This window comes from Rhodoferax sp. GW822-FHT02A01 (genome assembly GCF_038784515.1).
Classification (GTDB): domain Bacteria; phylum Pseudomonadota; class Gammaproteobacteria; order Burkholderiales; family Burkholderiaceae_C; genus Allorhodoferax.
Genome location: NZ_CP152376.1, coordinates 4,370,867 through 4,392,896 on the forward strand (window position 1 = coordinate 4,370,867; position 22,030 = coordinate 4,392,896).

Here is a 22,030-nt window from a genome sequence, read left to right on the forward strand (position 1 = left end):
GCTGCCCGTGTCGGGCAAACGCGACGAAATCATGGCCGCCATGCAGCGCCACCAGGTCATCATCGTGTGCGGCGAGACCGGATCGGGCAAGACCACGCAGCTCCCCAAGATCGCCCTGGCCATGGGTCGCGGCAAGCTGAACTATCCGGCAGGGCAGCGCGGCAGGCTGATCGGTCACACCCAGCCGCGGCGCATTGCCGCCAGCAGCGTGGCCAAGCGCATTGCCGAGGAGCTCAAGACGCCGCTGGGCGATGTGGTGGGTTACAAGGTGCGGTTTCAGGATCGTTTGTCGAAGGATGCATCCGTCAAGCTGATGACCGACGGCATTTTGCTGGCCGAGACCCAGACCGACCCGCTGCTCAACGCCTACGACACCATCATCATCGACGAGGCGCACGAGCGCAGCCTCAACATCGACTTTCTGCTGGGCTACCTGCGTGAAATCCTGCCGCATCGGCCAGACTTGAAGATCGTGGTCACCTCGGCCACGATTGATGCGGACCGCTTTGCCAAGCACTTTGAGTCCAGGAGCGGCCCGGCACCCATCATCATGGTTTCGGGCCGCATGTTCCCTGTGGAGCAGCGCTATCGCCCGTTCGAGGAAAGCCGCGAATACGACCTCAACTCCGCCATTGCCGATGCGGTGGACGAGCTTTGGCGCGATGCCCACAATGCGGGCGACATCCTGGTGTTTCTGCCCGGCGAGCGCGAAATCCGCGAGGCAGCTGATCACGTGCGCAAGCACCTGAGTCATCAGCCCGTGTTTCGCAATGCCGAGGTGCTGCCGCTGTTTGCCCGCCTGTCGCAGGCTGAGCAGGACCGCATCTTTGACAGCCACAACGGGCGGCGCATCGTGCTGGCCACCAATGTGGCCGAAACCTCGCTCACCGTGCCAGGCATCCGTTACGTCATCGATGCGGGTACGGCCCGCGTCAAGCGCTACAGCTTTCGCAGCAAGGTGGAGCAGTTGCTGGTGGAGCCCATCAGCCAGGCCGCCGCCAACCAGCGCGCCGGGCGATGTGGGCGCGTGGCCAACGGCATCTGCATTCGCCTGTACGACCAGAAGGATTTTGAAGGGCGCGAGCGCTTTACCGACCCCGAAATCCTGCGCTCCTCGCTGGCCGGAGTGATTCTGCGGATGAAGTCGCTGCACCTGGGCATTGTGGAAGACTTCCCGTTCATCGACCGCCCTTCGGGCCGCGCCATTGCAGACGGTTACCAATTGCTCAACGAACTGGGCGCGGTGGATGACGCCAATGAGATCACGCCTATGGGCCAGGAGCTTTCGCGCCTGCCGCTGGACCCGCGGGTGGGCCGCATGATTCTGGAGGCGCGCAGCCGTGGCGCCTTGGACGAGGTGCTGGTGATTGCCTCGGCCCTGAGCGTGCAGGACGTGCGCGACCGGCCCATGGAGGCGCAGCAGCAGGCCGATCAGGCGCATGCCAAGTTTGACGACGAGAAGAGCGAGTTCAGCGGCTATCTGCGGCTGTGGAAGTGGATTCACGACGCACGCGGTGGTAGTGAGGCAAATGGGCACGCGAGCAGGGGGGCGGCTGGCGCCTCCGCGCTCCGCTTGATGTCGGCGCACCCAGTCACTTCCCATAAATTGAGCAACCGCCAATACGAGCAGCTGCTGCGCCAGAACTTTGTGAACATGCGGCGTGTGCGCGAGTGGCGTGACATCCACAGCCAGCTGCACACGGTGGTGGCCGAACACAAGTGGCGCTTGAACACCACGCCAGCCAGCTACGAACAGCTGCACCTGTCCATGCTGGCAGGTTTGCTGGGCAATGTGGGCTGCAAGCTGGAGACCGACGGCGCGTCGGGCGAATACCTGGGCGCACGCAGCATCAAGTTCTTCCCGCATCCGGGTGCGCATCTGGTGAAGAAGCCGGGGCGCTGGATCGTGGCGGCCGAACTGGTGGAGACCACGCGCCTGTTTGGCCGCGGCATCGCGGCCATCGAGCCGCAGTGGCTGGAGCAGGTGGGTGGCCATCTGCTGAAGAAACAGTTGCTGGACCCGCACTGGGAAAAGAAGGCCGCCGAAGTGGTGGCGCTGGAGCGAGCCACGCTGTACGGCATCGTGGTCTACAGCGGGCGCAAGGTGAACTATGGCCGGGTCGACTTGCAGGGCGCGCGCGAAATCTTCATCCGCGAGGCATTGGTTGGAAACGAGTGGGAAACCAAGCTGCCGTTTCTGGCCGCCAACCGCAAACTGATTGCGCAGGTGGAGGAGCTGGAACACAAGGCACGCCGCCAGGACGTGCTGGTGGACGATGAGCTGATCTATGCCTTCTACGACCAGCAGCTACCGGCCGACGTGTGCAGCGGCTACAGCTTTGAGAACTGGTACCGCGAAGCGGTCAAGCAGAACCCGCGTCTGTTGATGCTTACCCGCGAAGAGCTGATGCGCCACGAGGCTGCGGGCATCACCACCGCCTCGTTTCCCAAGACGATTCGCTTAGGGGGCGTGGACTGCGCCGCCACTTATCTGCATGAGCCGGGCGACGCGCATGACGGCCTGACCGTGACCGTGCCGCTGTTTGTGCTCAACCAGGTAAACGAGGAGCGCTGCGAATGGCTGGTGCCCGGCATGCTGCGCGAAAAGATCCAGGCGCTGATCAAGACGCTGCACCAGCGGCCACGCTCCCGTCTGGTGCCGCTGCCGGAAACCGCCACGCGCTTCGCTGAAGCGCTCAACGACCCGGCACGCTTTGGCGCAGGCAGCCTCACCGATGCGGTGCTGAAGCTGGTACGTGACGCCACATCGGTGGATGTGGTGCGGGCCGATATCAAGGTGGACATGCTCCCCCCGCATTTTTTCATGAACTTCCGTGTGGTGGATGAGCATGGCCGGGTACTGGGCCATGGCCGCAACCTGGGTGCGCTCAAGGCCGAATGGGGCAAGCAGGCGCGCGGAGCGTTTCAGGCTTTGGCCAATTTGAAGCTGGGCCAAGGCGCTGCGACAGCTGCGCCGGCCGCTACGAGAGAAACGGCGCAAGCGCATGGTGCAAAGCCGGTTGCCGCTTCGCCGAACCCAAGTGCCAGCAAACAACCCGCAACGCCACCCGTGGCCACGGAAAAGCGCCACACAGCATGGACCTTTGGCGAACTGCCCGAGCTGCTGGAAATCCGCAAGGGCGGCCAGACGCTGATCGGCTTTCCGGCGCTGATTGACGGCGGCGACGCGGTCACCATCGAAGTGTTTGATGAGCCCGAGACGGCCGCCGCCAGGCACCGCGCCGGCCTGCGCCGCCTGTTTGCACTGCAGATCAAGGACGCGCTCAAGTACCTGGAAAAGAACATTCCTGACCTGCAGAAGATGGCTGTGGCCTATATGCAGGTGGGCCGTACCGAAGGCGCCAAGGACAGTGCCACCTCAGGCGGCACCCTCGAGGAATTGCGTGAGCAGATCATTGCGTTGGCACTGGATCGCGCCTTTTTGCTGGACCCGCTGCCCACAGACGAATTTGCCTTCAAGAAGCGGGTGGAGGAGGGGCGTGGCCGCCTCACGCTGATTGCCACCGAGGTGGCGCGGCTGGCGGGAGTCATCCTGCAGGAATACGCCGCCGCCGCCCGCAAGATCAAGGACAGCAAGAACGCTGCAGAGGCCACCGCCGACGCCGCTCAGCAGTTGCAGCGCCTCATGCCCAAGCGCTTTCTGCATGCCGCACCCTGGGACCGCTTGCAGCACCTGGCCCGCTACCTCAAGGCCATCACCCTGCGCCTGGAAAAGTACCGCGCCGACCCTGCGCGCGATGCCGCCCGGCTGGCCGAACTGCGTCCGCTGGAGCAGCGCTACTGGCGTCTGGTGGCCGAGCGCAAAGGCGTGGTGGACGACCGCATGCTGGAATTCCGCTGGCTGCTGGAAGAGCTGCGGGTGAGCTTCTTTGCGCAAGAGCTGCGCACACCGCAGCCGGTCAGCGTCAAGCGGCTGGACAAGGCCTGGGCGCAACTGAGCTGAGGCACCCCGCCAAGCGCGGGGCCCAGTGCGCGCTTAGAGCTTTTGCAGCCGCTCCAGTGCCGTAAGCAGGGTGGCGTCCTGCTTGGCGAAGCAGAAGCGCACCACGCGTTGGTCGAATCCGTTGCCGTAAAAGGCAGACAGCGGAATGGCAGCCACGCCAATCTCTTTGGTGAGCCACTGGCAAAAGTCGGCTTCATTGAGGTCACTGACCTCGGAAATATCCACGCACTGGAAGTAGCTGCCCTGGCTGGGCAGCAGGCGCAGCCGGGTCTTGCCCAGGCCATCGCGGAACAGGTCCCGCTTACGCTGGTAGAAGGCGGGCAGGTTCTGGTACGGAGTGGGGTCAGCCATGTACTGGGCCAAACCGTATTGCACAGGGGTGTTGACGGTGAACACATTGAACTGGTGCACCTTGCGGAATTCCGCTGTCAGGCTTGCCGGGGCAGCCACATAGCCGACCTTCCAGCCGGTGACGTGGTAGGTTTTGCCAAAGCTGGAGACGATGAAGGCGCGCGCCGCCAGCGCCGGAAAGCGGGCGGCACTTTGGTGCGTCTGCCCGTCAAACACCATGTGCTCATAGACCTCATCGCTAATGAGCAGCACGTCGGTGGGCGCCAGCAGATCCTGCAGCGTGCGCATGTCCGCTTCGGTCCACACGGTGGCGCTGGGGTTGTGCGGGGAGTTGATGATGATGGCGCGGGTGCGCGGGCTGAGCGCTGCGGCAATCTTGTCAAAGTCCGGGCGGAAGGTGCCGGGTGTGAGCGGTACGCGCACGGCAATGCCACCGGCCAGTTCGATATTGGGCACATAGCTGTCGTAGCAGGGCTCCAGCACGATGACTTCGTCGCCCGGATGCACGATGGCCAGGATGGCGGTGATGATGGCTTGCGTGGCCCCGGCGGTGATGGTGATCTCGGTGTCCGGGTTGTAGCTGTGGCCGTGCAGGGCCTGCACCTTGGAAGCAATGGCCTGACGCAGGGCCGGCACGCCGATCATGGGCGGGTATTGGTTGTGGCCGGCCTGCATGGCCTGGGTGACGGCATCGACCAGGGCCGGATCGCAGGCAAAGTCCGGAAAGCCCTGGCCCAGGTTGACGGCCTTGTGCTGCAAGGCCAGCGCCGACATCACGGTAAAGATGGTGGTGCCCACGTTGGGCAGGCGGCTGTTGATCGCCGGAGTGCTGAATCGGGTTTCAGAGTTCATAGTCGTTTACGTGCCCGGTCATGGCTTTGATGATCAGATCGCGGCTCAGGCGGTTGCTGAGTAACTCGGCGAAGGTGTAGACAAAGTTGCGCAGGTAAGCGCTGCGCTTGAATGCCACGCGGGTGATGTTGTTTCCAAACAGTTGCCCTGCAGGGCGCGCCACCAGTCCACCCTTGCCACCGTTGTTGGCGCAGTCTTCCAGGATGTCCTGGACCGCCATTTCAGCTGCAATGCCAATGCCCATGCCCAGTCGCACATAGGTCTTGATCACGTCGGAGTCGATGGCTTCCAGTGCCACCCGTGGCTCCAGATGGGCGTGGGCAAACGCGGTGTCAATCTTGGTGCGGCCCGTGAAAGACGGGTGGTAGGTGATCAGCGGCTCTTTGGCGATGTCGGCCAGTGTGAAGTGTTCCTGCTTGGCCAGCGGATGGTCCGCAGGCACTACGAGCATATGTTGCCACTCGTAGCAGGGCAGGGTGACCAGTTCAGCGTAGTCCGACAGAGACTCGGTGGCAATGCCGATTTCGGCCACATCGTCGATCAGCATGCGCGCAACCTGGCCGGGCGCACCCTGGTGCAGGCTGATGTTGACCTTGGGGTAGGCGGCGCGCAGGGCTGCCACTTTTTCGGGCAGCACGTAGCGGGCCTGGGTGTGGGTGGTTGCAATCGACAGCGTGCCGCTGTCCTGGGTGCTGTACTGCTCGCCAATGCGCTTGAGATTGCCCACTTCGCCCATGATGAGCTCGATGCTGCGCAGCACATGCTGGCCCGGCTCGGTGATGCGTTTGAGGCGTTTGCCGTGGCGGGCGAAGATTTCGATGCCCAGCTCCTCTTCCAGCTCAATGATGGCTTTGGACACGCCGGGCTGGGAGGTATGGAGTGCTTTGGCGGCCTCGGTCAGATTGAGATTGCGGCGCGCAGCTTCCTGCACAAAACGGAATTGGTGAAGGTTCATGGGGTTGCCAGTGTGATCTTTTAATACCCAAAAGGAATAATAACCAAGATCATTATCCACAACAGGCGTAGGCCGAAGCCACGCTTACTCAGCTGCAATGCCAGCCAGAAGCTGTATCAGGCGCGGGTCTTCCCCGACCGCCGGCTTGAGATCGAATTGGACGGCGGGGTGTTGTTGGCGCAATCCGGCAATCAGCAACGGCAGATCTTCCCGGGCGTGTTTTCCAACCCCCAGAAACATGGGAAGAACCGCAATTTCCCGGCAACCTTGGTCGACCAATGCATGACACACGGTTGCTAGATCGGGCGTGCTCAACTCCAGATAGGCGCAACGCACCAGCACGTGGGGGTGGGATTGGGCAATCTGGTGCGCCACTGCCTCCATCGGCTTGTGCCACAGAGGGTCACGCGATCCGTGCGCGAATAGCACGATGGCATGTGGGGCAGTAGCGCTCATCGCTTGAGAACCAGCCAGGTGAAGGCGGTCAGGGACAGTATGGAATAGATCAGCCCCGGCAGGGCTGCGGTAAACCAGGGCTGCCAGCCTTGCAGGGTGCCCAGGTCGCTGAGCACGTTGTTCAGCAGCACAAAGCTGATGCCCGCCATGACGCCACCGAACACATAGCTCGCAATGCTGCCGGAGCGGAAATGGAAGTAGGCAAAGGGAAGGGCCAGCACCACCATCACCAGACAGCTCAAGGGGTAGAACACCTTTTTCCAGAACTGGATTTCGTATTTCTGGGCCGACTGGTTGTTGGAGCTCAGGTGTTGCATGTACTGGAACAGGTCGATGGTTCCCATGCGCTCGGGCCGCAACACGGCCGCAGCCACCATTTCGGCAGTTACGCCCGTGGGCCAGCGAAAGCTGGGCGGGAAGGTCCTATCCACATGGCCGGACTGGTTGTCGACGGTGGTGAACTCGGTGCGATCCACGCCGCTGAGCAACCAGTCATCGTGCTCGCCAAAGGTGGCGGTCTGTCCCTGGGTGACGGACACCAGATGGCCTCGGTTGTCAAACTCGAATATGCGCACATCCTTCATGTCGCCATCACCCGAGAGTGCGCCCACATTGACCGCAAAACTGCCGTAGGCCTGCTTTTCCTTCAGCCATGCGCCGGTCTTGCCCACCGTCACCTGGCCTTGAAACCGGGCCTTGAGAAGCTGCGCCGTCCTGTCGGCCAGCGGCGCGATGTAGTCGCCCACGGCGAAGGTGAACAACACGAAGACCAAGCCCAAGGTGAGCAGGGTGCGCAGTGCCCGCCAGGGGCCCAAGCCGCTGGTGCGCAGGATGGTGAACTCCGAACTCTGCGCCAGCCGGGCCATGACGAAGATCGTGCCGATCAACACCGTGATGGGCATGAGTTCGTAGATGTGGTTGGGCATGGTCAGGCCGATATAGATCAGCGCCTGCGGGATGCGATAGCCCAGGGCTCCGCTACGGTTGACAGACTGCAGCTCTTCCACCAGGTCAAAGAAGAAAAACAGCGCCACAAAGCCCAGGGTCACCAGTGCCACGGCGATGACCACCTCGCGGTACAGCAATCGACGAACGGTTTTCATGAGGGGCTGCTTTCGGTGGACTGGTCTGTGTTGTGCCGTTTCAGACGCAAGACCCAATTGTTGTTGCGCTTGGCCAGCCAGAGCAGCCCCAGAACCAGGGCGGCGCCATGCAGCCCCAACAGAAACGGAGCGAACTGCATGCGCCCGGACTCCACCCAGCTCTTGCCCAGAACCAGGAAGTTGAAGTACGCCACGAAGATCAGGAAAGCGAATCCCAGGTTGGCCACCCGGCCTACGCGCGGGTTGGTCCCCGCGACGGCTACGCCAATGATGATGAAGTTGAATGCTGCCAGCACCAGGCCTATGCGCCAGGACAGCTCGCCCAGATACTGCGGATTGGACTCCTGCAGCAGTTGCATGGTTGTCAGGGAACTGGATGGGATGTAGGTACGGGCTGAAACGTCATCGGCGCCCACGCGGGCACCGTAGCGTTCAAACTCGCTCACGGTCATGTCTGCCTTGCCAACATTGCGCTCCAGGCGTTGTCCGTTTTGCAGTACCAGGAACTTGTCCGGCCCAATGACTTCAATATGGCCGCTGCGCGCGGAGGTAATGGTCTGCTTGTCTTGTTCGTTGGTGGCGATGAAGACGTTGTTGCCGACTTCCTTGTTTTCGGAATTCTTTTCGATGAAGAAGACACGGTCGCCATTGGCGGATTCCTGAAACTGCCCTGGCTGGATGCGGGCAATATCCCCACGCTTCTCATAGCGGTCACGCAGGTCCTCGATACGGCCAAACGCCCAGGGAAGAATCAGGAAAGCCAGGACCACGATGATCACCAGAATGGGCCAGGCAAAGCGCAGCAATGGTGTCAGTAGCGAAGTCAGTCCACGTCCACTGCCGAACCAGATCACCATTTCACTGTCCTTGTACATGCGGGTGAGCACGCTCAGGATGGCGATGAACAGGCTCATGGACAGGATGGTGGGCATGTCCGATAGCACGGTGTAGCCCATGACGATCATCACATCGGTGGGGTTGAAGGTTCCGCGTGAGGCTTCTCCGACGGTGCGGATCAGCGTCATGGTCATGACCACGGTTGCCAATACGACCAGCGTGGCCCCGAAACTACGGGCAAGTTCTTTGCGGATGGAGGAATGGAATAACATTGCGTCGAAGGAAGAACCCGAATTATGAACTTTGAACTCAAGTCCCTCAGCCTTGCTCAGGCTGCCACCGAAAAATGCGACGCGCTGCTGGTGTTGCTGGGTGATGACTACAAACCCGCCAAGGATGGGTTCTCCGCTCTGATAGGCCGTGCCCTCAAGGACGGCGATGCACAGACCAAAGCGGGAAAAGTCCTGGCCTTGTACAAGCCGCCGGTGGTGCAAGCTGCCCGCGTGGTGCTGGCCGGCATTGGGGACGGTAGCGCCAAACAGGTCCGAAGCGCCGTGAGTGCGGCCTATGCCGCAGCCAAGTCCGACAAGCTCAAGAAGCTGGTGGTGGTGTTTGCCTCCAACCCCAGCGCTGCTGCCTTGCGCGCTGCCGTGGCCGCCACGGCAGATGCCAGTTACAGCTACACGACGACCAAGTCCAAGGGCGAAGCCCGGGTGTTGCAATCGGTGTTGGTGGGCGCGGGTAACGCGGATGAGCTGGCTGGCGGCTTCGAGCGCGCCACCGCGGTGGTTGCGGGAGTGGAGTTTGCCAAGGAATGGGCCAACCGTCCGGCCAACCATGCGACGCCCACGGTGCTGGCAAAAGCTGCGCAAAGCCTGGCAAAACATGCCCGCATCACCTGTGATGTGCTGGACGCGAAGGCCGTTACCAAACTCGGCATGGGCGCCTTCCTGGCCGTGGCACAGGGATCGGAAGAGCCTCTGCGCTTCATCGTGCTGAAGTACAGCGGCGCGGCCAAGTCTGCGGCGCCGACGGTTCTGGTGGGCAAAGGCATCACCTTCGACAGCGGCGGCATCTCCATCAAGCCTGCAGCCGAGATGGACGAAATGAAGTTCGACATGTCCGGGGCCGCCAGCGTGCTGGGCGTGTTCCGCACGCTGTCCGAGCTCAAGCCTGCCATCAACGTGGTGGGGCTGATCCCCGCCTGCGAAAACCTGCTCAATGGCCGTGCCGTCAAACCCGGCGATGTGGTGACCAGCATGAGCGGCCAGACCATCGAAATTCTCAACACCGATGCAGAAGGTCGCCTGGTGCTGTGCGATGCACTCACCTATGCCGAGCGCTTCAAACCCAAGGCGGTGATTGACATTGCCACGCTCACTGGTGCCTGTGTGGTGGCACTGGGTGCGGTTCGCAGCGGATTGTTCTCTTCGGATGAGGCATTGGCCCAGGCGCTGGGCGCTGCCGGCGATGCTGCGCAGGACCTGTGCTGGCGCATGCCGCTGGACGAGGAATATGCCGAGGGCCTCAAGACCCAGTTTGCCGACGTGACCAATGTGGCTGGTCGTGCGGCAGGCGCCGTGACCGCGGCCAAGTATCTGCAACGCTTTACGGAAAAGTATCCGTGGGCGCACCTGGACATTGCGGGCACTGCCTGGAAGAGTGGGGCAGCCAAGGGCGCGACCGGTCGCCCCGTAGGACTGTTGGTCGAGTACCTCCTGACCCCCGCACAAGCGGCAGCCAAGTAGACAAGTGACCGAAATAGCCTTTCACTTCGGTGCGCCGGACAGGCTGGTCTACACCTGCCGGCTGCTGCGCAAAGCCAGTGCCACGGGCGCGCGCTTGCTGGTGCGCTCCAGTGCGCAGATGGTGGGAGAACTGGACAAGGCGCTCTGGAATCTGGGGCCGGTGGATTTCATCACCCATTGCGACGCTACGGCACCAGCCGCAGTCAAAGCCCGTTCGGCAGTCCTGCTGCAGAGTGCGGATCAGCCCTTGCATGCCGATGTGCCGATCCTGGTCAATCTGTCGGACGATGTGCCCCAGGGCTTTGAGCAGTTCCAGCGGGTGATTGAAGTGGTCAGTACCGATGAGCAGGATCGCAGCCAGGCGCGTCGCCGCTGGAAGCGTTATACGGAATTGGGCTACACCATCACTCGGCATGATCTGACAACCAGGGCAGGGGAGTGACACTGTGCCAAACCGCATGCCTCCCCGCTACGTTCCTACCCTGACGCAGGTCGTGCAACCACCTGCAGGTGGGACGGCGCCCGCGCCATCAGCGTCGCCCGCCGCACCCACCAACGTTGTGCCGCAGCAAATTGACCGGAACGCCTTGGCGCAAAAAGTCATCTGGCAAGTGCGCCCGCAGCTGGAGGCGGAGCTGCGCTCAATAGCCCTGGAGCTGTTTGAGGCGCAATTCAGCACCCTGCTCCCTTCTTTGCATCTGCAAATAGAGGAAGCTGTACGCGAAGCCATTGAGCAGGCCTTGCCAAACATGCAGCGCGATCACGATTGATCTGCCAATTCGCGGAATTTAGTCAGATCTTGATGTTAGAATCATAGGCTCTGGAGCGGTGGATGAGCGGTTTAAGTCACACGCCTGGAAAGCGTGCGTGGGGTAAAACCCACCGCGGGTTCGAATCCCGCCTGCTCCGCCAGATAGTTAGCATTCATTCGGGCTTCAAGAGGGTTGTTCCAGCAATCCGCCCAAAAACCCACCCAACGGAAAAGCGATTGCACTGCAATCGCTTTTTTCGTTTGTGCGTTGTGTTTTTGTAAAACCGAGGAGCCAGCCCGGCTCGTATTAAGCGGCTGCGGCCACCTCAGCAGCTTTCAAGCCCACTTGCGTTTCATCGATGGTTTCCATGATCCCGAATTCCATCAGCATGTCTTCGAGCTGATCCATGGTGATGGGGGTGGGAATGGTGCCATTGCCGGCGTTGTTGTGCACCTTGCTGGCCAGGGTTCGGTATTCGTCGGCCTGCTTGGAATCAGGTGCGTATTCGATCACGGTCATGCGACGCAGCTCGGCGTGCTGCACGATGTTGTCGCGCGGTACGAAGTGGATCAGCCTGGAGCCCAGCATGCCGGCCAGTGCTTCAGCCAGTTCGTATTCCTTGTCGGTCTGGCGCTCATTGCAGACTAGGCCGCCCAGGCGCACACCGCCCGAGTTGGCGTACTTGAGAACCCCCTTGGAGATGTTGTTGGCTGCGTACATGGCCATCATTTCGCCGGACATGACGATGTAGATTTCCTGTGCCTTGTTTTCGCGGATGGGCATGGCAAAGCCGCCGCACACCACGTCACCCAGCACGTCGTAGGACACGTAGTCCATTCCGTCATAGGCCCCGTTTTCTTCGAGGAAGTTGATTGAGGTGATCACGCCGCGACCGGCGCAGCCCACACCTGGCTCAGGACCACCGGACTCCACGCAGCGAATGTTTTTGTAACCCACTTTCATCACGTCTTCGAGTTCCAGGTCCTCCACAGAGCCGGCTTCCGCAGCCAGGGACAGAATGGTGTCCTGGGCCTTTGCGTGCAGGATCAGGCGGGTGGAGTCGGCCTTGGGGTCGCAGCCGACGATGAGAATCTTCTGGCCCAGATCGCTCAGTGCGGCCAGGGTGTTTTGAGAGGTGGTTGATTTACCGATACCACCTTTGCCATAGAAGGCGATTTGCCGAAGTTTAGCCATTGGGATGATCCATTCAGAGAGGTTGAAGAACAAGGTTGCGTAGCCACGACCATGTCAGCCTGACGTGTCTGCGACTCTCGTTAGAAGGACCACGATTCGGCAGGACTTTTGTCCGCGCAACGTCCTAACCGCACCTTCCGTGCCATGTTTTTTCCATCGTCGCGGAATTGGCCAACAGGTCACCCTCACTCCGGCAATAGATTGAGCAATCAAGGCTCCTTGGCGAGTGGCGGCGGCCATGTATCACTCGGGAAATGCGACTCTTCGAAGTGAAGCCGAAGCGCCCAGACAAAACACCAAATGCAGCAAGGTGCAGCGGCATTTGCCAACAATCCAAACAATCGTTGTCTTCATTGCTACGCGGTGATGTAGTCAACGTCACATACTTCGAGCAACTGCGCGCGTCGCCTTGAAATACCTCAATCGGGTTGAGGCCTTCGTCAGTGGTCCTGGCTAACCTATTTGGTCACTGCGTTCTTCGTCAGGGCTTCCAACGCGCGGATCCGCTCATCGCGCTGGGCCATGCACTCGATCAGCCCGTGCAGCAGGCGAATGCTGTTCTCCGGAATGGCTTCAAAATGAAATCCGACATGCCCGTATTGGTTGCCCTGGGTGGCCGCGACTCGCGCCATGCAGCCGAAGTGGGCTTCACCCAGTAGCAAGACGCAGTAAAAGGACTTGCCCTCGGCCCCCAGGAAGACGGGCAGCTGCCACTCGTCACACTGAATGCCGAAACCCGACATGCTGACGTCTTTGAGTTCGCAGGTTTCTCCAATGGCCAGTCCGAGATTGAACCAGACTGCCGCGCGGTCTATAGGCGCGTGGCGGGAGTCTGCTCTGCGATTAGGCGCCTGGACGTAAACGGTTGCTTTGGATTCGCTGGGTGGCAAGGCTATCTCCGTGGCAGTATGGATACCCAGTTTAATCCGGCGTACAGGCTATTTTGTGCTTTGCACCATTTTCATTGCGGTTGCAATCAACGTGGACACTTCGCTCATATTGCCGGGAATGATGAGAGTGGTGGTGGCGTCGGCTGCGACCTTGCTATAGGCCTCCACCGCCTTTTCCGCAACCTTGAGCTGCACCGCCTGTTCACCGCCAGGTTGGCGGATGGCGGCAGCAATGCGTTCGATCGCCTGTGCGGTGGCGTCCGCCACTGCCGTGATGGATGCGGCCTGGCCCTGGGCCTGATTGATGGCGGCCTGTTTCTCGCCTTCGGAGCGGGCGATGAAGGCTTCGCGTTCGCCGGTGGCGATGTTGATCTGCTCCTGGCGGCGCCCCTCAGACGCGGCAATCAGGGCACGCTTTTCACGCTCGGCGGTGATCTGGGCCTGCATGGCATGCAGGATTTCCTTAGGCGGCGTCAGGTCCTTGATTTCATAGCGCAAGACCTTCACGCCCCAGTTCAGCGCCGCCTCGTCAATGGCCGCTACCACCTGGGCGTTGATGATGTCACGCTCTTCAAACGTCTTGTCGAGCTCCAGCTTGCCGATGACCGAACGCAGACTGGTCTGCGCCAGCTGGGATATGGCCACGATGTAATTGCTTGAGCCATAACTGGCCCGCATGGCGTCGGTGACCTGGAAGTACAGAATGCCGTCCACCTGCAGTTGGGTGTTGTCCCTGGTGATGCACACCTGGCTGGCGATATCCAGCGGGATTTCTTTGAGGACGTGTTTGTAGGCCACCTTGTCCACAAAGGGCACCAGGATGTTGAGGCCCGGGGTGAGGGTGCCGTGGTACTTGCCCAGGCGCTCCACCACCCAGGCGTGCTGCTGCGGCACGACTTTGACGCTGCGGCTGATGAACAGTACTGCGATAACCAATAAGACGATTGCAATTTCCATGGTGCTTCCAGGTTGGGTAATTCAGAATCAGGCCTTGTCGACCAGAAGACGGTTGCCTACCAATTCGGCAACCCGGTGGGGACCGGCACTGGGGACTACACCGCTACGGTGAATGGCCGTCCAGCGGGCGCCCCGGTAATGGACATCGGCAGTGCCGTCGGGGTTCCATTGGTCGATCTGCACGGTCTCACCAATGTCCAGATTGACATTGGCATTGGCCTGCGCGGCCGGTTCTTTGTGGCGCTTCATCTGGCGCAGGTGCCAGAGCACCACGGCGCCACCTCCCACCACAGCCGCCGTCACGATTTGCGCGGCAAGCCCCAGTCCCAGATGCGCAGCCGCCGCTGCCGCCGCAAAGCCGATGGATAGCATCAGCAGGTAAAACGTGCCGGTCAGCAGCTCGGCTGCCACGGCGCCTCCAGTAATGAGCCACCAGACGGTCGATTCAGCCATATTCAGGAATCCCGATGTGTTGATGACGCCACATTGTGGGCCAAATAGTGAGGGGCACCATAAAACCCACACCATATGTACTTACACTTCGCGCCTATTTGCTGATTTTCGCCCAGTCGTTGGAGGCCTTTCATGAAGTTTCGCTTTCCCATCATCATCATCGACGAGGACTTTCGCTCCGAGAACACGTCGGGTCTGGGCATCCGTGCCCTGGCGCAGGCCATAGAGTCGGAGGGCTTCGAGGTGCTGGGCGTCACCAGCTACGGTGACTTAAGTCAATTTGCGCAACAGCAAAGCCGCGCCAGTGCCTTCATCCTGTCGATTGACGATGAAGAGTTCACACCCGGCCCCGATCTGGACCCCGCAGTGCTGAACCTGCGCCACTTCATAGAAGAAGTGCGCCGCAAAAACCTGGACGTGCCGATCTACGTGTACGGCGAAACCAAGACCAGCCGCCATATTCCCAATGACATCCTGCGCGAGCTGCACGGCTTCATCCATATGTTTGAGGACACGCCGGAGTTTGTGGCACGCCACATCATCCGGGAAGCCAAGAGCTATCTGGAAGGCGTGCAGCCGCCGTTCTTCAAGGCCTTGCTGGATTACGCCGAAGACGGCTCCTACAGCTGGCACTGCCCCGGCCACTCGGGTGGTGTCGCTTTCCTGAAAAGCCCGGTGGGCCAGATGTTTCACCAGTTTTTTGGCGAAAACATGCTGCGTGCCGACGTCTGCAATGCCGTGGAAGAGCTGGGCCAGTTGCTGGACCATGACGGCGCCATCGGTGCCAGCGAGCGCAATGCGGCGCGTATCTTCAATGCCGACCATTGCTTCTTTGTGACCAACGGCACCAGCACCTCCAACAAGATTGTCTGGCACCACACAGTGGCGCCCGATGACGTGGTGGTGGTGGATCGCAACTGCCATAAGTCGGTGCTTCACAGCATCATCATGACCGGCGCGGTGCCGGTGTTCCTCAAGCCCACGCGCAACCATTTCGGCATCATTGGCCCGATTCCCCGCGAAGAGTTCGAGCCCGCCGCCATCCAGGCCAAGATCAAGGCCAACCCTTTGCTCAAGGGCGTGGACGCCAAGAAGGTCAAGCCCCGCGTGCTCACCATTACCCAGAGCACCTATGACGGCGTGCTCTACAACACCGAAACCGTCAAGGACATGCTCGACGGCTACGTGGACAACCTGCACTTTGACGAGGCGTGGCTGCCCCACGCTGCGTTCCACCCTTTCTATGGCACGTACCACGCCATGGGCAAGAAGCGTTCGCGCCCCAAGCACGCCGTGGTGTATTCCACCCAGTCCATTCACAAGCTGCTGGCCGGTATCAGCCAGGCCAGCCACGTGCTGGTGCAGGACTCGCAGACGGTCAAGCTGGACCGTCCGCTGTTCAACGAGGCTTACCTGATGCACACCTCCACCTCGCCGCAGTACAGCATCATTGCCAGCTGCGACGTGGCCGCCGCCATGATGGAGCCTCCGGGAGGTACCGCTTTGGTGGAAGAAAGCATTGCCGAAGCGCTGGACTTCCGCCGCGCCATGCGCAAGGTGGACGAAGAGTACGGTGACGACTGGTGGTTCAAGGTCTGGGGACCGGACAAGCTGGCGGACGAGGGCATTGGCCGCGCATCTGACTGGGTCATCAAGGGCGAGAGCAAGACCGCCAAGGCCAACTGGCACGGTTTCGGCAAAATGGCCGCCGGCTTCAACATGCTGGACCCGATCAAGGCCACCATCGTTACGCCCGGCATGGACCTGAACGGCAAGTTCGCCAAGACAGGTATCCCGGCTAGCATCGTGACCAAGTTCCTGGCCGAACACGGCGTGGTGGTGGAAAAGACCGGCTTGTACAGCTTCTTCATCATGTTCACCATCGGCATCACCAAGGGCCGCTGGAACAGCATGTTGACCGCGCTGCAGCAGTTCAAGGACGACTACGACAAGAATCAGCCCATGTGGCGCATCCTGCCGGAGTTCTGCAAGAAATATCCACGCTACGAAAAAATGGGCCTGGCAGACCTCTGCCAGCACCTGCATGCCTTGTACGCCAAGTACGACATTGCGCGTCTCACCACCGAGATGTACCTGAGCGATCTGACGCCGGCCATGAAGCCCAGCGACGCCTACGCGCACATTGCCCAACGCAAGACCGAGCGCGTGGCCATTGACGAACTGGAAGGCCGCATCACCGTGGGCCTGGTGACGCCGTACCCACCCGGCATCCCGCTGCTGATTCCGGGGGAAGTCTTCAACAAGAAGATCGTGGACTACCTCAAGTTCTCACGCGAGTTCAATACCCGTTGCCCGGGCTTTGAGACCGATGTGCACGGCCTGGTGGAAGAGGTGGATGCCGACGGCAAGGTCCACTATTTCGCGGACTGCGTCAGGGCGTAAAAAGCGTAGATGGCGTCACGTCGACGCCATCTACAACGCAGCTCAGGCGTGGATTTGGCCCAGCTGACGGGCAATGATGTCGTGGTTGAGCCACAGCACCGGGCCTGTCGGCGCGGACGATTCGCGGAACATCAAGGGGCCTGTGGCTTCAATCACCAGGCTGCTGAGCAAGTCGGTTATCAGCGCCTTGCTGTCCTTGTGCAATTTCTGCACTTCGTCTGACGTGCCAATGGTGAGGTCGGCCTGATCCTGTTGGTTGGGCATGGGCCATGCTTCGAAATTCCGGAAAGGCTGCATCGTAGGGTTGGTCTGGAAGTCCAGCACCTTCTGCAGCACCGACTCCAGCGAAACGCCGTCGACCAACAGGGCCTGGCAGGCCTGCCATTGCCCATCGGTCCAGGCTCCGGCGCTCTCCTTTTTCAGCGCATTGAGCAACGGGATCAGTGGCAGCTCCACGCCGGCAAAGATGTCGGAGGAGTTGGTCCGGATTTCGGGACAGTTGTAAACGGTTGCCTTGACGCCTTGCTGCCAGGCAGCCTGCGCAATGCGCTCCAGGCGCATCTTGGCCAGGCCCTGGGTGTAGTTGGTATAGGTCTGCCACACGTACTCGTCGCCGATGAGGATTTCCGTTCCGTGGTAGCCATACGCCGAGTAGCGAACCTGGCCGCCCGCAGCTTCCACGCGCGAGCGGATGGCGGCGCTGGCCTGGATGAGGTGGCCAAACGTGTTGGCGGAGACCTCGTCGAAGTTCATCAGGATCAGCTTGCCCAGGTCGCTGTCGAGCAGCACCTGGGACGACATGAAGCGCTCGCCGCGCCCTTTGTACACCCGGTTGGCAATGGCCAGAAACACTTTGGCCTTGGGAATGCCGCCGGCCATGGTGTGGGCAAAAAATACGTTGCGGCCTTGCGGGATCAGGGCATCGATCTGGGCCATGGCCTCTGCAACCGCGGTCGTAAAGCGTTTGACGCCGACTTCGCGGCACTTCTCGATGTGGGCCCAGTCCAGCTTGTGCTCCGTCCAGGTCTTGAGCGTCATGCTGCCCAGCATTTCGGTGGGCGTGGGACCGCCCGCGGGGGCATCCTGGTCAAAGCCCGCCATGAGCGGGATGTTGATGATCTTGCCGCCCAATGCCTGTTCGGCGGTGGCCAGTTCCTCGGCATTCAGTGGGCGCAGGGCGTTGTCTTCATCACGCCGTCCTACGGTAATGCCCACGATCTGCATGCCGGCCTTGCGCGCTTCGTTGACCAGGCCGTTGGCATAGCCGCGACCGAACAGCTCACCGAACAGAACAAAAACGTCGCCCTTCTGGAAAAGGCTTTTGGAGGGAAGTTGATGCAAAGGAATAGGTGTTTTCATACCCGCATTATTGCTTTTCATTCGGCAGCTACAGCGCCCATCGTTTTGCTGTGCCCGCCATCCACATAGGTGACCTCGGCCGTGATGCCGCTGGCCAAGTCGCTGAGCAGGAAGGCAGCCACGTTGCCGATCTCGTCAATCGTCACGTTGCGCCGCAAAGGCGAAGTGTCGGCCACATGGGCCAACAGCTTGCCAAAGTCCTTGACGCCACTGGCAGCCACCGTCTTGATGGGGCCGGCACTGATGGCATTCACACGGACGCAGCGCCCATCGGGCATATGGCCTATGGCTTCGGCCAGATAGCGAACTGACGATTCCAGCGACGCTTTGGCCAGTCCCATGGTGTTGTAGTGGGGAAGAATACGTTCAGCGCCCAGGTAGGTCAGCGTCAGTAATGCCGACTTGTCGTTCAGGTAGGGCAAGGCAGCCTTGGCCATGGCGGGGAAGCTGTAGGCGCTGATGTCGTGTGCAGTACGAAAGTTTTCACGGCTCAGGCCATCGAGGAAATTGCCGGCAATCGCTTCACGGGGCGCAAAGCCTATGCTGTGCACAAAGCCATCAAACCTGGGCCACGCGGTTGCCAAATCCTTGAACAGCGCATCAATTTGCACATCGTCTGCAACGTCACAATCGAACACCAACTGGGAGTCGAATTCAGCGGCGAATTCGGCAATACGGTCCTTGAAGCGCTCACCGACGTAACTGAATGCAAGCTCTGCACCTTGCTGGTGGCATGCTCTGGCAATGCCATAGGCAATGGAGCGATTGGAGAGCACCCCGGTGATCAACAATTTTTTGCCTGCTAATAAGCCCATAGGTCCTCATGAAAAATGCCGTCTCTAGTGCAGAATTGTCGCATGCGTCGTTTGCTGTTCTCCCTGCTGACTCTTTGTGCCTTTCCGGTCTGGGCAGCCCATGGATACGCGCTCTGGAATGACCTCAAATATCCCGCCGGCTTTGATCATTTCGCCTACGTCAACCCTCTGGCCCCCAAAGGTGGCGAGCTGCGTCTGGTCAGCAATCTGCGCACTTCCACATTTGACAAATACAACCCGTTCACCATCAAGGGCACCGCTCCCGCCTACCTCAGCGGCCTGATGTTTGACAGCCTGCTCACCGGCTCCATGGACGAGACCGCGTCCGGTTATGGCCTGCTGGCGCAGGATGTGCAAGTGGCGCCTGATCACCTGAGTGCCACCTTCCGCTTGCGCGCCAACGCCCGTTTCCACAATGGGGATCCGGTGCTGGCGCGGGACGTGAAGCACAGCTTTGACATCCTCAATGGGCCTTTGGTGTCGCCTGCCTACCGCAGTCAGCTGGAAGATGTTGCTGGCCTGGATGTGCTGGACGACCTGACTGTGCGCTACCGTTTCAAAAAGCCCAACCGCGAATTGCCGCTTACCGTGGGCGGCCTGCCGGTGTTCAGCCACCGCTGGGGTGAGGAAAACGGTGTGGCCAAGCCCTTCGACAAGATCGTCATGGATGTTCCCATTGGCAGCGGCCCCTACAAGCTCGGGCCGGTGGTATTTGGCAAGGACGTCACGTATGTGCGTGACCCGTCCTACTGGGCCCGCGATTTGAATGTGCGCAAGGGCACGGCCAACTTCGACCGCATCACCGTCAAGATCTACAAGGACAACACCGCGCGTCTGGAGGCGCTCAAGGCTGGCGAGTTCGATCTGATGCGCTTCTTCTCCGCAGGCGATTGGGCACGCCGGGTCAACGGGCGCAAGTTCGACAGCGGCGAGTTGGTAAAGGCAGAGTTCCGGCATAGCCTGCCCACTGGCTTTCAAAGCTATGTGCTCAACACCCGGCATGCCTTCCTCAAGGATGCGCGGGTGCGCCAAGCGTTGGGCCTGGCCCTGGATTACGAATGGATGAACCGGCAGATGTTTTATGGCGCCTACCAGCGGGTGCAAGGGCTGTTTGGCAATACCGACTGCCAGGCCCAGGGTGAGCCGGGCACTGAAGAGCGTGCGCTGCTGGAGCCCTGGCGTGGCCAGATACCCGAGGCAAGCTTTGGCCCCATGGCGCTGGCGCCGCGCACCGATGGCAACAACAGCCTGCGTGCCAACCTGCGCCAGGCCCAGCAACTGCTCAAGGACGCGGGATGGGAATACCGCGACGGTGCCCTGCGCAATGCGGCCAATCAGGTGCTGCAGCTGGAGTATCTGGACAGCAACGAAGTGGGCGCACGTACCGTGATGCCCTGGGTGCGCAATCTGGAGAAGATCGGCGTCAAGATGACCTTCCGGCCGGTGGACTTCTCCTTGTATCAGCAGCGCCTGCAGAAATTTGAATTCGACATCACTTCACTGGCCTACGGCGGCACCAACAACCCCGGTCAAGAATTTGCCGACCTGTTCGGCAGCAAGGCGGCTGACCAGGAGGATTCCGGCAACCACACTGGCATCAAGAGCCCGGCTGTCGACGCCTTGATCGCCAAAATGGTGGGCGCCAAGACCAAAGCCGAGCTATTGCCCGCCTGCCGGGCGCTGGACCGGGTCATCGCCCATAGCTACATCCTGATTCCGCAATGGTCTGCCTCTACCCACCGCATGGCCTACAACGCGTGGCGACTGGCCAAGCCCGACGTCTTGCCGCCGTATTCCCCTGGCGAGACCTGGGCCATTGATACCTGGTGGGCCCGCTGATGTTTGTCTATATCCTCAAGCGCCTAGCGCTCATAGTGCCCACGCTGCTGGGCGTACTGTTGCTGACCTTTGTGGTGGTGCAGTTCGTGCCCGGCGGCCCGGTGGAGCAGTATCTGGCCGAAGCCAAAGCAGGCAAGGGCACCAGTGCCGAAGGCGGCTTCAGCTACCGTGGCTCCCAGGGCGTGGACCCCAAACGCATCGAACAGGCCAAGGCGCTGTATGGCTTTGACAAACCCGCACCCGAGCGTTTCTGGCGCATGCTGGTGCAGTTTGCCCATTTCGACCTGGGCACCAGTTTCTTCCAAAACCGAGCAGTCTCCCAGCTCATCTGGGAAAAGCTGCCGGTGTCCATGAGCTTGGGGCTGTGGACCTTCTTCATCAGCTACCTGGTGGCCGTTCCACTGGGCGTGGCCAAGGCGGTGCGCGCCGGTTCGCGTTTTGACCTGGTCACCACCTTGTTCATCCTGGTGGGCTATGCCATTCCTGGCTTTGTGCTGGGTGTGGCCTTGCTGGTGATTTTTGGCGGGCAATTGCAGTGGTTTCCGTTGCGCGGCCTGACCTCCAGCAATTGGGAGCAAATGACGTGGGGCGCACGCATTACCGACTACCTGTGGCACATCGCCATGCCGGTCACCGCCATGGTGCTGGGCAGTTTTGCCGTGACAGCCATGCTGACCAAGAACGCTTTTCTGGAGGAGATCCGCAAGCAATATGTGGTGACCGCCCGCGCCAAGGGGCTGTCGGAGCGGCAGGTGTTGTGGAAGCATGTGATGCGCAATGCGCTGATTCCCATCGTGACCGGCTTTCCGGCAGCGTTCATCGGTGCTTTCTTTACCGGTTCGCTGTTGATTGAAACCCTGTTTTCGCTGGACGGGCTGGGTCTGCTGAGCTACGAGAGTGTGATCCGGCGCGACTATCCGGTGGTCATGGGCACTTTGTTCTTGTTTACCTTGATCGGGCTGTTCACCAAACTGTTGTCCGATCTTTGCTATGTCTGGGTGGATCCGCGTGTCAGATTCGATTGACCCCGAGGGAAGCTCCCCCCCTGAGTCGAGCTCCGCTCGCCTTCCCCCCGGGGGGACGCCGCCGGTGGACGGGCGGA

The 22,030-nt window shown here is 60.8% G+C and carries 18 protein-coding genes and 1 tRNA gene; 8 read left to right on the forward strand and 11 right to left on the reverse strand.

Going from position 1 to position 22,030, the window contains the following annotated elements:
- The first annotated feature begins 31 nt into the window (after window positions 1-31).
- Window positions 32-3,964 carry an ATP-dependent RNA helicase HrpA gene (gene hrpA, locus AAGF34_RS20735; protein WP_342621147.1) on the forward strand — a complete coding sequence of 1,311 codons (3,933 nt, stop codon included), beginning with the start codon at window positions 32-34 and terminating at the stop codon, window positions 3,962-3,964.
- A 33-nt stretch (window positions 3,965-3,997) separates the two neighbouring features.
- Here hrpA and AAGF34_RS20740 read toward each other — a convergent pair whose 3' ends face one another.
- The 5 genes from AAGF34_RS20740 to lptF all read right to left on the reverse strand — a co-directional run bounded on the left by AAGF34_RS20740 (window position 3,998) and on the right by lptF (window position 8,790).
- Window positions 3,998-5,167 (reverse strand): pyridoxal phosphate-dependent aminotransferase, encoded by a 1,170-nt coding sequence (locus tag AAGF34_RS20740; RefSeq protein WP_342617604.1) that lies wholly within the window; start codon window positions 5,165-5,167, stop codon window positions 3,998-4,000.
- Entirely contained in the window at window positions 5,157-6,122 is a 966-nt protein-coding gene (locus AAGF34_RS20745) for a CysB family HTH-type transcriptional regulator (protein WP_342617606.1), read from the reverse strand. Before AAGF34_RS20745 ends, AAGF34_RS20740 begins: the two co-directional genes overlap by 11 nt.
- Before the next feature lie 84 nt (window positions 6,123-6,206).
- Entirely contained in the window at window positions 6,207-6,578 is a 372-nt protein-coding gene (locus tag AAGF34_RS20750; RefSeq protein WP_342617607.1) for a CbiX/SirB N-terminal domain-containing protein, read from the reverse strand.
- Window positions 6,575-7,681 (reverse strand): LPS export ABC transporter permease LptG, encoded by a 1,107-nt coding sequence (gene lptG / locus AAGF34_RS20755; protein ID WP_342617608.1) that lies wholly within the window; start codon window positions 7,679-7,681, stop codon window positions 6,575-6,577. The genes AAGF34_RS20750 and lptG overlap by 4 nt, the downstream gene beginning before the upstream one ends.
- A complete protein-coding gene (gene lptF, locus AAGF34_RS20760) occupies window positions 7,678-8,790 on the reverse strand; it encodes an LPS export ABC transporter permease LptF (protein WP_342617609.1) in 1,113 nt (370 codons plus the stop codon). Before lptF ends, lptG begins: the two co-directional genes overlap by 4 nt.
- 24 nt (window positions 8,791-8,814) lie before the next feature.
- Here lptF and AAGF34_RS20765 point away from each other — a divergent pair, with 24 nt between their 5' ends.
- The 4 genes from AAGF34_RS20765 to AAGF34_RS20780 all read left to right on the forward strand — a co-directional run bounded on the left by AAGF34_RS20765 (window position 8,815) and on the right by AAGF34_RS20780 (window position 11,178).
- Window positions 8,815-10,266 carry a leucyl aminopeptidase gene (locus AAGF34_RS20765; RefSeq protein ID WP_342617610.1) on the forward strand — a complete coding sequence of 484 codons (1,452 nt, stop codon included), beginning with the start codon at window positions 8,815-8,817 and terminating at the stop codon, window positions 10,264-10,266.
- 4 nt (window positions 10,267-10,270) lie between these two features.
- Entirely contained in the window at window positions 10,271-10,708 is a 438-nt protein-coding gene (locus AAGF34_RS20770; protein ID WP_342617611.1) for a DNA polymerase III subunit chi, read from the forward strand.
- A gap of 145 nt (window positions 10,709-10,853) precedes the next feature.
- A complete protein-coding gene (locus AAGF34_RS20775) occupies window positions 10,854-11,036 on the forward strand; it encodes a hypothetical protein (protein WP_342617612.1) in 183 nt (60 codons plus the stop codon).
- 52 nt (window positions 11,037-11,088) lie between these two features.
- A tRNA-Ser gene (locus tag AAGF34_RS20780) sits at window positions 11,089-11,178 on the forward strand.
- Between the two features lie 146 nt (window positions 11,179-11,324).
- Here the strand turns inward: AAGF34_RS20780 and nifH are convergent.
- The 4 genes from nifH to AAGF34_RS20800 form a co-directional block, all read right to left on the reverse strand.
- On the reverse strand, window positions 11,325-12,212 hold the full coding sequence (nifH, locus tag AAGF34_RS20785) for a nitrogenase iron protein (protein ID WP_342617613.1): 888 nt from the start codon (window positions 12,210-12,212) through the stop codon (window positions 11,325-11,327).
- A gap of 458 nt (window positions 12,213-12,670) precedes the next feature.
- Complete coding sequence (locus tag AAGF34_RS20790) at window positions 12,671-13,102, reverse strand: PilZ domain-containing protein (RefSeq protein ID WP_342617614.1); 432 nt, start codon at window positions 13,100-13,102, stop codon at window positions 12,671-12,673.
- Between the two features lie 48 nt (window positions 13,103-13,150).
- Window positions 13,151-14,059 carry a stomatin-like protein gene (locus AAGF34_RS20795; protein WP_342617615.1) on the reverse strand — a complete coding sequence of 303 codons (909 nt, stop codon included), beginning with the start codon at window positions 14,057-14,059 and terminating at the stop codon, window positions 13,151-13,153.
- Window positions 14,060-14,086: 27 nt separating this feature from the next.
- Window positions 14,087-14,512 carry an NfeD family protein gene (locus tag AAGF34_RS20800; protein WP_342617616.1) on the reverse strand — a complete coding sequence of 142 codons (426 nt, stop codon included), beginning with the start codon at window positions 14,510-14,512 and terminating at the stop codon, window positions 14,087-14,089.
- A 132-nt stretch (window positions 14,513-14,644) separates the two neighbouring features.
- Between AAGF34_RS20800 and AAGF34_RS20805 the strand changes: the two genes are divergently transcribed.
- Entirely contained in the window at window positions 14,645-16,915 is a 2,271-nt protein-coding gene (locus AAGF34_RS20805) for an arginine/lysine/ornithine decarboxylase (RefSeq protein ID WP_342617617.1), read from the forward strand.
- A gap of 42 nt (window positions 16,916-16,957) precedes the next feature.
- Here AAGF34_RS20805 and AAGF34_RS20810 read toward each other — a convergent pair whose 3' ends face one another.
- Complete coding sequence (locus AAGF34_RS20810; protein ID WP_342617618.1) at window positions 16,958-18,274, reverse strand: hypothetical protein; 1,317 nt, start codon at window positions 18,272-18,274, stop codon at window positions 16,958-16,960.
- A 17-nt stretch (window positions 18,275-18,291) separates the two neighbouring features.
- Complete coding sequence (gene fabI / locus AAGF34_RS20815) at window positions 18,292-19,089, reverse strand: enoyl-ACP reductase FabI (RefSeq protein ID WP_342617619.1); 798 nt, start codon at window positions 19,087-19,089, stop codon at window positions 18,292-18,294.
- Between the two features lie 42 nt (window positions 19,090-19,131).
- Between fabI and AAGF34_RS20820 the strand changes: the two genes are divergently transcribed.
- Window positions 19,132-20,928 carry an extracellular solute-binding protein gene (locus AAGF34_RS20820; RefSeq protein WP_342617620.1) on the forward strand — a complete coding sequence of 599 codons (1,797 nt, stop codon included), beginning with the start codon at window positions 19,132-19,134 and terminating at the stop codon, window positions 20,926-20,928.
- Window positions 20,928-21,953 (forward strand): ABC transporter permease subunit, encoded by a 1,026-nt coding sequence (locus AAGF34_RS20825; RefSeq protein ID WP_342617621.1) that lies wholly within the window; start codon window positions 20,928-20,930, stop codon window positions 21,951-21,953. Before AAGF34_RS20820 ends, AAGF34_RS20825 begins: the two co-directional genes overlap by 1 nt.
- The last annotated feature ends 77 nt before the right edge of the window (window positions 21,954-22,030 follow it).